The following is a 13,749-nucleotide window of genomic DNA, read 5'->3' on the forward strand; positions in this document are numbered from 1 at the left end:
TATCTTCATAACTCAATTTCATAATAAAACACCCCAAAAGTTAGATTTTTTCTGTCTAACTTTTGGGGTGCAGTTCAGAATCCTCTGGCCTTTTTATCACAGATTAAACCTAAGAAAAATAAATGGAAACTATCTTTCTCACGCTAGATTATTTATTTTTACGGCTTACAAAGTACAATCCACCAGTCACTGCCATCAAAGCAAGTCCTGCAACTACTGCTACATTAGATGCTTTTTCACCAGTGTTAGGAAGTTGAGGTTTTTGTCCTGGTTTACCTGGTTCTGGATCTTTTGGCTTGTTTGGCTCTGGATCCTGTGGTTTGTTTGGTTCTGGATCCTGTGGTTTATTTGGTTCTGGGTCTTTTGGCTTGTGGTGATTTACAATATTAGTGCCAATTACTTCAGAAGTATAGCCTTTAGGAACATATGCTTCTTTAACTGTATAAACAATCTCTTTACCACCATCTTGATAACGATCAAGACCTGTAAACTCATAAGTCCAACCAGTTGCTTCTGAAACTGTAGCTTCTTGAACGGTTTCTTTACCATCCGCAAGAAGTTTCACTTTGATAGAATCTGGACGGATACCGTCTTTGTTATTTTCATCATTCCAGATCTTCTTACCTTTTACAGTAGTTTTCTCTGGTGTATGTTTGTTGGTAATAGTGTACTTACCATCTTTTTCCGTAGTAACTGTTGAAGTATATTCTTTCACAGCCACTTCTTTGACAGTGTACTTGATTTCTTCACCATTTTCATACTTAGGAAGTGCTTTTGATTCGAACTTCCAACCAGTTGCTTCTGATACTTCAATTTCTTGAACGACTTCTTTATCGTTTTTAAGAATTTGAACTTTCACAGATGTTGTACGTTTGCCGTCTTGGTTGTTGTTATCTTTCCACACCTTAGTTCCTGAAAGGATAACTGTATCTGGATTGTGGGTGTTAGTTACCACTTGACCAGTCACAGAGGCTTCATAACCAGCTGGTACATCTACTTCATCGATAGAGTAAGTGATTTCTTTACCAGCTTCGTATTGTGGAAGATTTGTGAAGGATGCTACCCAAGTGTTAGCGTCTGTCTTATCCTTAGCTGTCAAGGTCAATTTCTTACCTTCAACGGCTACTGGATCTGCATCTCCTACTTTTTTATAAAGTTGAACCGTTACGGACTCAGGACGTTTGCCGTCTTGGTTGTTCGCATCCTTCCATACTTTTGTTACCTTGTAGTCGATTTCTTTAGGAGCATATTTGTTTGTGATGGTAAAGTCTGTAATAGTTGATTCGTATTCTGCTACGGCTTCTTCTGTTACAGTGTATTTGATTTCTTTACCAGCTTTATATTTTGCTAATTTCGTGAATTCGACAGTCCAAGTTCCGTCTGGTGCAGCTTGAATCTCTTTTGAATCAACTTTCTGACCGTCTGCTAAGAGATTGATTGTAATCTTAGTTGGACGTTTACCGTCTTGGTTGTTCGCGTCATCCCAGTTCTTAGTTGCTTTTACATCAACTGTTTCTGGAGAATAGCTATTTGTGATAGTGAATCCTGATGCAGCGTCACCAGTAACTTCTGAAGTGTAACCAGGAACAGTTACTTCTACTACTGAGTAAACAATCGCTTTACCAGCTTTGTTCACATCAAGATCTGTGAAGCTTCCTGACCAGTTGTTGTCTTTATTGAGTTCAAGGGTCTTACCTGTGTCTTGACCATCGGCAAGCAATTTAACTGTGACAGACGCTGGACGTTTGCCGTCTTGGTTCTCGGCATCATTCCAAACTTTCTTCACCGGTACTTGAGTCTTACCTGGTGTGTAGCTATTAGTAATGGTGAAGCCAGTTGTGGCATCTCCTGTTACCTTAGACTCATATTCTGCGACTGAAACTTCTTCAATAGTGTACTTAATCGCTTTACCAGCCTTGTTCACATCAAGATCTGTGAAGCTTCCTGACCAGTTGTTGTCTTTATTGAGTTCAAGGGTCTTACCTGTGTCTTGACCATCGGCAAGCAATTTAACTGTGACAGACGCTGGACGTTTGCCGTCTTGGTTCTCGGCATCATTCCAAACTTTCTTCACCGGTACTTGAGTCTTACCTGGTGTGTAGCTATTAGTAATGGTGAAGCCAGTTGTGGCATCTCCTGTTACCTTAGACTCATATTCTGCGACTGAAACTTCTTCAATAGTGTACTTAATCGCTTTACCAGCCTTGTTCACATCAAGATCTGTGAAGCTTCCTGACCAGTTGTTGTCTTTATTGAGTTCAAGGGTCTTACCTGTGTCTTGACCATCGGCAAGGAGTTTAACGGTGATAGAATCTGGACGTTTGCCGTCTTGGTTATCGGCATCATTCCAAACTTTCTTCACTGGCACTTGAGTCTTACCTGGTGTGTAGCTATTGGTAATAGTAAAACCAGTTGCGGCCTCTCCTGTTACCTTAGATTCATATTCTGCGACTGCGACTTCTTCAATAGTGTAAGCAATCGCTTTACCAGATTTGTTCACATCAAGATCTGTGAAGCTTCCTGACCAGTTATTTTCTTTATTGAGTTCTAGTGTCTTACCTGTGTCTTGACCATCGGCAAGGAGTTTAACGGTGATAGAATCCGGACGTTTGCCGTCTTGGTTATCGGCATCATTCCAAACCTTCTTCACTGGAACTTGAGTCTTACCTGGTGTGTAGCTATTGGTAATAGTGAAACCAGTTGCGGCCTCTCCTGTTACCTTAGACTCATATTCTGCGACTGCGACTTCTTCTACTGTGTACTTAATCGCTGTACCAGCTTTGTTCACATCAAGATCTGTGAAGCTTCCTGACCAGTTATTTTCTTTATTGAGTTCTAGTGTCTTACCTGTGTCTTGACCATCGGCAAGGAGTTTAACGGTGATAGAATCTGGACGTTTGCCATCTTGGTTATCGGCATCGTTCCATACTTTCTTCACTGGAACTTGAGTCTTACCTGGTGTGTAGCTATTGGTAATAGTGAAACCAGTTGTCGCATCTCCTGTTACCTTAGATTCATATTCTGCGACTGAAACTTCTTCAATAGTGTAGGCGATTGGAGTACCACCTTTATCTGCGTCAAGATCTGTGAAAGTAGCTTGCCATTTGTTTCCTTCATTGAGTTCAAGGGTCTTACCTGTGTCTTGACCATCTGCTAGAAGTTTAACAGTAATAGAGCCCGGACGTTTGCCATCTTGGTTCTCGCCATCATTCCAAACTTTCTTCACTGGAACCTGTGTTTCAGCTGGTGTGTAAACATTAGTGAAACTTGTGCTACCATCACTTGCATCACTGCTGTATTCAACCTTTGCATGCAATTCACCTTGACCATCATCGGTTACAATTACTTTAGCTGTGACGGTCTTAGCATCGTAGGTGATACCATTCTCCGTTGTGCCAGCTTTTACTTCCTTAATAGTGTAAGTGTAAGTACGTGCTTCATCAAATGTCAACTTTGAGAATTTAACTTTTCCGTCAGCACCATTCTTCGCTTTTTCAACGTTACCAACTTCGTCTGTCAATGTAAATTCGAACATGTCAGCTTCAAGATTGCGATTGGTTAGTTTCTTATCTACTTCAAGAACAGCTGTGACATTTTTAGCCTTATAGGTGTTGACAAATGTCTGAATCCCAATATCAGTAGCTCTTGTCACTGCACCAGCAAGTGATGGAACGAGATTAGAACTAGGTGCTGAAGAAGTCAAATCAGCTGCTGGAAGAGCTACAGCAGTAATAGGATAATACATTACTAATGCAACCAGCTTACCTTTGCCATCATCTACTACATGTACTGTGACCGGTACTTTTCTACCATCATAGGTCACACCATCAATGGTTTGACCAGCATTCACTTCAACAACAGTAAATTCGTATTCACCCGCTTTATCGAAAGGAATATCTTTGAAGACTACGCGACCAGCTGCATCGTTCTTAGCTCTTTGAACTTCTTGGCCATTTTTGTCTTTCAAGATAAATTCAAATTCTTCGTTTTGAAGAGGTGTTGGACGACCACCTACCAATTCTTTTTTTAATTCAATATCAGCCTTAGTTGGTGAAGTACCATAGGTGTTTGTGACAGTTAAATCAGCTGTTTGATTGGCTGTATAACCATCTACAGCAGTGACAAGATTGCCTTCATCATCAACTTCCATCACACTGTAAGTGTACTTCACGCCGTGCTCATCTGTCGCAGGAAGGTTTGTCCATTCTACAGTTCCATCTGTTTTGGGAACTTCTTTTTGGGCAGCACCAGCTACTTCTTCAATCGCTCCACCTTCTGGCGTACGGTACAATTTGAAGTAAACTGTTGGACGAACCGCTTCCTGACCACCAGTCCAGACTTTCTTAGCCGTCACGTTTGTCTTTGGAACTTCGTAAGTGTTGGTGACTTTGTTGTTTCCGTTATAGGATACAACATAGCTGTTGTCGCCTACTTTGACTTTCTCTCCTTCTTTCAGAGGAAGACCCGTCTGATCTTCAAGTTCTCGAACAGAATAAACTAGCTTGCTTCCATCAACATCACGTTCAGGAAGTTGATTTTTCCATTTATAAGTGTAAACACCATTAGACTCTGTCACTTCAGGGGTGTAGTGCCCAGTAACAGGTTTTGCATCTGCAACAGTTTGTCCTTCTTTGTGCACATACAAACCGAGTTTGACTTTTTTGTAGTCAGTTGCTTTTCCGTTTACCCAAGTCTTGGTTGCTTCAAAGTCAACTGTCACACGTTTGTTAGAGATATTGAGGGGAACACCCTTTCCATCTTTCACCTCCACTTCGAACTCTTGACTATTTACCTGATAGCCTGATTTAGGAGTTTTTTCTTTAACAATATACTTACCATTATTGAGAGCCTTTGAGACAGCTATCCCATCCGCATCTGTTGTAACGGTATCAACCAAATTATTAGTGGTTTTCTCACGGATTTCAAAGACAACGCCTGCCAACGTAACAGTTGCATCCGCTTCATCGTATTTTGTGATTTTGATCTTACCAGCAATATCAGCTGTGACTGACGCACCTACAGATTTAACCGTCTTTAAATTAAACGTTGCTTCTGTTCTGGTTCCAATACTACCTCCGTATTTTTCCCAAATAAGTTGTGGTTGGTTATCAATCAAGTACTGAGCTGAGTTACTTATCGTTGAAGTATCTGCTGGTGAGGATGTATCATAAGTTAAGAAAAAGCTCTTTGTTCCCATATTAGTCGGCATGAGCAACTCAAATCCTCGTTTCCCGTTGACAAAGGTCAACAAAGCTTTTTTATCTGAGTCAGCCTTGTATACCTCCGGATCGGTTGTGATTTCGTATTCATCACCTAAATGTTTAAGAGCAGATGAATTCGTATTCGTCGTTTCGAATTCCGCTTCATGCATATAGAAAGTACCTTCCACATAGTTAGCAAAGGCTCCCTTTGAAACGTCATCTGTAATCTTCACCACATGTCCAGTCATATCTTTCTTAGCGCGATTAATTTTCATTTGAAAATGTGCTCTCGCCTTATTGGTATCGTTATAACCGTACTTTGTAATGGTTTCTCCTATCACGTCAGTCTGTTGATATTTATTTACTTTATACGTGATGGTCTGTTTTTTACCATCTGGTAAAACATAGGTAACCGTTTTCCCCTCCTTTTGGAGTGTTTCAGTTGCTTCTGCAACAAAGTCCCCACGGATATTTTGCTTGTCCTTCACCTTGTCATTGAAGGTAAATACCAGCTGATGGTTAGCATTATCCACCTGGACAGTCCCCATTTTGGTATTTGATGTCGAATCAATCAAATCCAGACTACCATCCGTCAAACTCAAGTTATTTGGAGCTTTTACGATAAAGTAATCACCATTCTTGATTTCATTAACTGCCACATTGGGAAATGAGAATTTACCCGAATATTTCAATTTCATCGAAGTATCATTTGAACCATGAATTCCTTCAGTCTCGCTTCCTGTAGATGCTATAGTAATCTTCAAGTCATCTATTTTGACTTTACTCGTGATATCAGTTGCCGCATGTGCTTCACCCGCCGGGAAAAGCATCATCAAGAATAAAAGAGGGAATACCAGAAAACCGAGATATTTTTTTATCTTATCCATTATGACCAACCTTTCTATTTATATATCGATAAAAAATTAAGTATTCAATTCTACGTACGCAACACCTCCACAATATAGTGACGTATCCATAATAATACCATGCTCTATTCTTGATAAAATTATATTCACTTACAGCACATGATATAATAGAACTTATCAATTTTATTATAACATATATATTTTAATTGATTTATTTCATTACTAAAGAATTTATTTACGAAATGTCAACTTTAAAGAATCCATTCCTTTAATATTTCCACTCCCTTTCAATAAATAATGTCCCTTTATTCATAAAACTAAATATAACCAATTTATTAATCTATATACTGTTATAAGATTTAATATAGTAGAAATATATTAAAATAAAAGTTTAGAACATAACAAAAAGTGAACTAAACAGAATTCTGATTGTCCCAGAATAGTTTGGTTCACTTTTTATTTAATCTATTAGATTTTCAAAATTTATAATGAAGAGTTTTTAAAATATAAATCTATTTTGTCCCCATCTCTTCATATCGTAGAAATTCTAATCCTCTTTTTTGCCTTTAGTGGCTACTAGTCCTGCACTCAAACCAAGAAGAGCTAAGCCTGCCGCTACTGCTGCTTGACCTTCTGCACTTCCTGTATTTGGTAACTGCTCTTTTTGAACCTGACCAGCTGCACTTGAAGCGATTTCTTTTGTATCTGCTTTTTCTGATACTTGTGGTTTTGTAGACTCTTGCGGTACTGGTTTAGTCGTTTCACCAGCCGTACCTACTTCTACGATGCGATCCTGAGCCACGACTTTATCATAGCTTTCTTTTTCAGTTCGCTTGCCATTTTCAACTTCAATCAAGTGAACACGGATACCTTTTTGTCCTTCTTGGAGAACACGGGTTTGACCTGCTGGAAGCTTATCGTTCTTTTGTTTCTGAACCTTGAAATCAATTGTTTCTTCTTCGATTACAAGTTCTGGTCTGTTAAGGACAAGGTTCTTCACTTCATCTTCTGGAAGGGAGGTTCCTAGTTTCGTTCCAACCAAGACGATGCGGTCTGTCGGAGCCTCTACCACTTCACGGAGTTTTTCTTCCTTACTTCCATCAGGATTAATCGCTGTAAAGATACGTTCTTTACCAACTTTTCCTTCTTGTTCTACACGAGTTTCACCTAGATACAGTGTTGAATCTTTTTTCTCAACCGTCTTGTAGGCCAAATCTTTTTCAATAAATTCGAGTTTTGGAAGATCTTCTTGTACAGCAGCAACAGTCTTCTCAGAAACTGGTTTTTCCTTAGTCAAGTGGATACGGTATTCCTTGACTTGTTTTCCACTTTCTGAAACAAGGCGAACAAGTACTGGAAGGCTATCGTCTCCGCTATCTACAACTGTTGAAGCTACTTGATTGCTTTCTTCGACTGAAACTTTTGGACGTTGACCTTTATAGGTGATTTGGTAGTCTTGACGATCTTCAGCGAAGTTAGGAAGTTCTTTTCCATCTACAAGAATCTTCGATTGCGTACTTTCTTGAGGCAATTCACTTGGAGCAAGGAAAGTCATCTCAATTATCGCAACACCCTTTTTATCCGCTTTGCGCTCCATACGCCATCTCATGGCTTTGGCTTTGACAGCTTTAAAGGTAACGTTAATTTCATCACCGGCTTCAATGTCTTTATCCGCACGATAAGGCACAGCTTCCCAATTTTCTGGATTGTTGAATGGATGGTCTGCTTCGTAGGCTTGGTAGTTTGAATAGTAGGTAGGAACTTCAAATTCTGGGCCAATATAGCGTTCCAAAACGAGTTTAGATGGTGCATCCGTACCACTATCTGCAAAGAAATGAAGTTTGGCTTGCGCAACAGTCCGTTCGACAATCTTACCATTTTCACGGAAGATCACACCTGCTGATACTTCTGGATTAGAAGATGGTGTTGGAGACCAGTTTGTCCAACGACGATTTTCTGAATGATCTCCGTCATTGAGATAATCCACACGGTCATGTGAACTTGGATCAATATCATTAGTTGCTGAGGCAAAGGCTTGGTTACTATTTTCATCATAGTCAGGGTTGTCTGAGAGGGCCTCACCAAGTTTGTCTGTCACTCGTACAGTGAATTCCGCAACGAGGTCGCTACCAAGGACACGGCCTCGAACAGTAAATTGACCTACTTTTGTCAGCTTTTCTGCTGGAACTTCTTCCCATTCAACTGCTAAGTCTTTTGTTTCATAACCATCTTTACCTGTGAAGTAAACCGGAACCTTAGTTGGCAATTCAAGCGGTTGTCCTACTTGTACCAAGCGAGCTTGTTTAACCGCTGCAACTGGTTTACGAGAGAGCAAATCTTTATTGCTTGTAAAGTGCAGACGGTATTCTCCTAAGATGTCGCCATTTTCAGCTTTCGCGATGACACGGACTGGCTCACCTTCACGAACACTTGGAACAACAGTCGCGAGACCATTGTTGCTAACACTTGCTGTTACTGCAGGAACTTTTCCATCTACAGACTCAAGATAGTAGTCAGTCAAATCAGGATTGAAGTTTGCTAAATCTTTACCGTCAACTTGGATTCTCGTTTGTCCTTGTTTGGCTGCCGCAACTTGTTTCGCAAAGATTTGTACCTCTGTGATAGAAGTTCCTTTCTTGCTATCTAGTCGAACCATACGAATGCGGACCGCATAGGTCTCAACCTTATCAAAGCTAAAGTGATTCATTTCTCCAGCCTTGAGTTGAGCAGGAGCTTTTAGATTTGTAACAGGTTTCCAGTTAGCTGGATCGTTAAAGGCATGTTCTTCATTTGCTACAAAGCTAGGGTTTTTAGGCGCAGTTGGAACAGTCTTACCAACATAATACTCAATCACATAAGATTTCGGTACACCAACTCCATGGTCTTCATGGAATCCGACACTTAGATTATCAACGGAACGTTTGCTCAAGATACCTGAATCTCCGAATAGGACACCGACTGAAGCTTCTGGATTACTACGATTCCAGTTTGTCCAACGATTGGCTGGTCGATCATTAAAGGAAATCAATTTATCGTTGACATTTGAAACAGGGTCGGTTGGATTTGAGTCTGAAGCAAAGGCCAGTGGCAATTCTGAACCGGTCCATTGGTCAGAAATATTTGCTCCCGTCTCAGTTTGAGCAGATACGCGAACATGAAGTTTGGTTGTTAATTGCGTACCTTCTAGGCGACCATTAACTGTAAAGACACCTTCCTTGGCGTATTGGTCTGGACGAATCGTATCCCATGTAACCTTAGCTGTTGAAACGTGACCATTTGAATCGTAGGTACGAACACTTTCTGGTAATTGTGGTGCTTCAGCGATTGGAGTTGTCACACTGACTTCTTCAACCGAAACGATACCTTCCACAGAGACTTTAGCACGCGCTTCAAGGTCAATCCCTTCAACTTTACCTAGAACTTCAAAGGTTTGATAGTGGTCTAGTTTTTCTTTTGGAATAGCTTGCCAAGTGACTTTATGAGTTTTAGGGAAACCTTTGTCATACTCAACAGTTACTGTTGCTGGAAGAGTAGGTTCTTGATGCAAGTCTGTCACTACATTTACTGGACGGATAGATTGCGCAACCTTCGTCTCAGTATTGGCTTGGATAGTGAGTTCAACTTGGCCTTTAGCTCCCTCATATTCCGCTTTCAGAGTGACTGCTCCTGGCTTATGCAACTCAAGCATTCCTTTACGAACTGCGACTTCCCCTTCACCACTTGTAGAGAAGGTTACTTTATCAGCTGGTAAAACTGCTTGTGTTCCGTCTTGATAGTGAGCGAGTACAGACAATTTCACTGTTTGGTCTTCTTTAAGACCGTCAGCTTGCTCTACTTGTAAGCTCAAGTGGTCAATTTTCGGTGCTTCTTCAAGGAATTGAATTGCATAGGTTTGAAGAGGTCCACCATCTTTTGGTTGAACATAGATGCTTGCACGCATGCCGTTTGCTACGCTTGCTTGCACCACTGTAACAGCTGCATTTTCAGCATTTGCTGCAACTTCTGGCAACTTAGCTCCATAAGCAAGAGTGCGATATTGCATTGGATTTTGAGTAGTAAGACCAGTGACAGATTCGCCACCAACCGTTACAGTTGGCACTACAGGTGCCGCAGCCTCACCTTCTTCTACTACAAGGGTAGCATGAATAGTCTCACCACCCAGCTGGCCAGTCATTAGAATACGTGATCCTGCTACTGAAAGTTTGGCTTTATCTGCTTCTGCAATCTCCCAGTTATCAACTTCGTATTCTTGAACGCTTCCATCCGTAACGGCGATAGAAACATATTTGTCAACAGCACTCAAGTCTGTTCCCGGGGCAACACGTTTAACAGTTGGTAGTTCTTTCGCAATTGCTAGAACCTCGACACGAGCCTCTACCTCACGTCCATCTGCCATACCTTTAACAGTCACAACTCCTGCTTGGCTCACATCAACTGAGGACCAAGTTACTGGACGTTTTTCACGACTGCCATCACTGTAGATAAAACCGACTGTCTTCGGCATTTTTGGCTCTTTCTCAATAACAGTACGTACTTTTGGCACCTCTGTTCCTAGAACAGTCTTTTCTTGTCCTTCTTTCTTACCAGTAAAGATGGTGACTTGGTCCGATTTCAAGAGATCTGAATGGGCTGTTAGTGTGAATTTACCTGCTTGTTCAGTTGATTTGACAATGGCAACACCTTTACCGTTAAAGGCTCTGCGGACCCAAGAACCGTCTGGTTGCGCCTTGTAGCGTTCACGGCTGGCTTGTTCCCCATTATCGACACCGACGAGTTGACCTTGTCCATGCAATTGGAAGCGAACCAGATTATTGGCAGTTGGGACCACATTCCCTTGGCTGTCAACGATTTCGTAGTAGATGTAAGTCAAGTCTTTTCCATCTGCTGCGATTGCGTGTTCTTCCTTGACGAGGCGAACTCCTGCTGGTTGGCCTGCAGTAGTGATCTTATCACGTGCAATTTCTTTACCAGCTTCATCACGAGCTACAGCTTCCAAAGTTCCTGGTTGGTAAGCAACCTTCCACTCAAGATAGAGTTCCTTGGCATTGGCACCTTCTTGGTAGGTACGGCCATCGCTGGTTTGTTTTTTGTTGAAGGTCTTAACTCCGAGAGATTGACCGTTCAAGAACAATTCTACGCTTGCAGCGTTAGAGTATGCGCGAACTGGAATCTTACCTTCTGCATCAGCTACATTCGCTTTTAGAGTAGGGTCTTCCCAGTTCCAGTGAGGAAGGAGGTGCACCATCGGTTTTTTCTTGACAGAAACCCATTGGCTTTGGTACAAGTAGTAGTCATGTTTTGGAATACCTGCTGTATCTACGATACCAAAGTAAGAGCTCTTAACTGGTGTATGGTTTTGGTTATGCCATGGCGTAGGCTCCCCGATATAGTCTGTACCTGTCCAGATAAATTGTCCTGCGTAGCCAGCATTGTCTCGGTCAAAAGTCCATGAATCTGTTGCAGTTTTACCCCAACCAACTCGGTCATTACCATAGTCAGACTGTTCGTAGTTACGCTCAGATCCGTTACTATGTTTCAATTCCTGTTCAGGACGATAATAGCTACCACGTGTACGGGTTGCTGAAGATGTCTCAGAACCGTAAATCAACCAATTAGGATGTTTCGCCCGAAGTTTCTTGTAGTTGTCTTCAGAATAGTTGAAACCAACTGCATCCAGTTCTTCGGCAATCTTCTCATGACCACCACTACCATCACCAAAGCGGAACTTGTCTGCTCCCATGGTAACGTAACGAGTCTTATCAACATCCTTGATCACTTTGACTAGACGTTTTACAGTTGCTAGAGAATGGGCGTCACCATTGGCTTCACCGATTTCATTCCCGATAGACCACATGAAGACAGCTGGGTTATTTTTGTCTCTTTCGACCATGGTACGAAGATCGTAGTCAGACCATTTTTCACCTTTTCTAGCTTCTGGGTGAGTGGCGTCTTTTTCAAAGAAACGTCCGTAGTCATAAGGTTTCTTGCCACCATACCAAGTATCAAAGGCCTCTTCCTGAACAAGCAGACCAAGTTCTGCTGCGATTTGCAAGGTCTGTGGACTTGCAGGGTTATGAGTTGTACGGATGGCGTTAACCCCCATCTCCTTCATTTGTTTGAGACGACGGTATTCTGCTTTATAGTTTTCCTCTGCTCCAAGCGCCCCGTGGTCATGGTGCAAGGAAACACCATGGAATTTAATGCGTTCACCATTCAAAGAGAATCCTTCATTTGGAGTCCAATGATAGTAACGGTAACCAAACAAATCCTTCTTAGCATCCACCAATTGACCATCACGGTATACACGAGTAATCAATTCGTACAAGGCTGGTTTATCATTTAAAACGGTCCAGAGTTTTGGTTTTTCAACTTCTAAAATAGCATCAAGACTTGTTGATTCATGTGCTTTCAAGGTACGACTCGCTGTACGAACCAATCCAGTAACAGCCTGCCCACCTCGTTCAACGATTTGATACTCTGCTACAAGTTCATGATCTTTATCATCTGTATTGACGATTTTGCTGGCTACATGAGTTTCAACCTTGCCATGTTGCTGTTCTTCAAGTTTTGGTGTTAAGATGGTTGTCCCATTTTTCTCAACATGAACCTTATCTGTCACTTGCAAGGTCACATCACGGTAAATACCGCTACCTGAATACCAACGGCTACTTGGTTGTTTGTTGACTGCATGGACAGCAATCACATTCTCACGACCATCTTTGTGAAGATATTTGGTGATATCGTATGAGAACTGGTTATAACCATTTGGATAATGCCCCACTAACTGGCCATTGACATAGACTTGAGAGTCCATATAGACACCATCAAAGGTCACACGAACATTTTTCTTGAGATCTTTTTCATCAAGTTTAAAGGTCTTGCGATACCAAGCTTCACCACCATTGAGCTGTCCACCTTCATTTTGGGCAGGGGACTGATGGTCAAAATCGTTAAAGATACTCCAGTCGTGTGGGAGATCCAATTTTTGCCATGTTGATACATCGGCATCCGATTTCACAGCTTCTTTAGGATTCGCATTGAGTTTAAAGTGCCAATTTTGATTAAAATTCACTTTTCTATCTTCAATCATTTGATTCACTTCTTCATTTGTCGCAGCTTTCAAATCTTCCTTGACAGGCTTTTCTTGACTTGAAGCTTGAGATTCTACCTTTGGAGCTGTTTCTTCAGGTTTTACTGACGCTTTCTCCTCTTTTTGAGCTACAGGTTCATCTTCTTTCTTCTCTGGTTTGCTTGCTTCAATTGGAGCAGCTTGACTTTGGTCGACACTTGTAACATCCTTGTGCTCTGCTACAGCTTGATCTTCTTTTTCCTCCACTGCCGGACTTTCCTCTTTTGCTTGTTCCACAGTGCGGGCGATAGGAGTTTCATCGGCGAAAACTGGTGATTCTCCAATGACACTTCCTCCAAATAGAACTGCACAGGTTCCAATCATGACAGAGCAAGCACCTACGGCAAACTTACGAATGCTGTAGACTCTTTTACGATTCCAATGGCCTTTTTCCATAAAATCCTCCTTTAGTAACCGCTTCCATTTCTTTGTAAGCGCATTACTTTTTCATAGCCTTTTATTCTTATTTTATAAAATAATATAGGAAATTTCAATACCCTAAACACAAAAAATCATATTTTTGATTGTTTTTTCTAAAATTTGTAGAAGATTC

2 protein-coding genes are annotated in these 13,749 nt (G+C 41.3%); both read right to left on the reverse strand.

Going from position 1 to position 13,749, the window contains the following annotated elements; all coding sequences use genetic code 11:
• Positions 1-148: 148 nt before the first annotated feature.
• Positions 149-6,088: a Cna B-type domain-containing protein gene (locus ACIY14_RS06510; RefSeq protein WP_409001998.1), complete on the reverse strand. Its 5,940-nt coding sequence runs from the start codon at positions 6,086-6,088 to the stop codon at positions 149-151.
• A 526-nt stretch (positions 6,089-6,614) separates the two neighbouring features.
• Positions 6,615-13,592, reverse strand: a complete 6,978-nt coding sequence (gene bgaA / locus ACIY14_RS06515) for an LPXTG-anchored adhesin/beta-galactosidase BgaA (protein WP_409001999.1) — start codon at positions 13,590-13,592, stop codon at positions 6,615-6,617.
• Positions 13,593-13,749: the final 157 nt, after the last annotated feature.

This window comes from Streptococcus sp. ST16, assembly GCF_046098135.1.
Classification (GTDB): domain Bacteria; phylum Bacillota; class Bacilli; order Lactobacillales; family Streptococcaceae; genus Streptococcus.

Bases quoted from the DNA above. Each gene is read 5' to 3' on its own strand.
- ACIY14_RS06510 (WP_409001998.1), bottom strand. From the start codon at position 6,088: ATGGATAAGATAAAAAAATATCTCGGTTTTCTGGTATTCCCTCTTTTA.
- bgaA (WP_409001999.1), bottom strand. From the start codon at position 13,592: ATGGAAAAAGGCCATTGGAATCGTAAAAGAGTCTACAGCATTCGTAAG.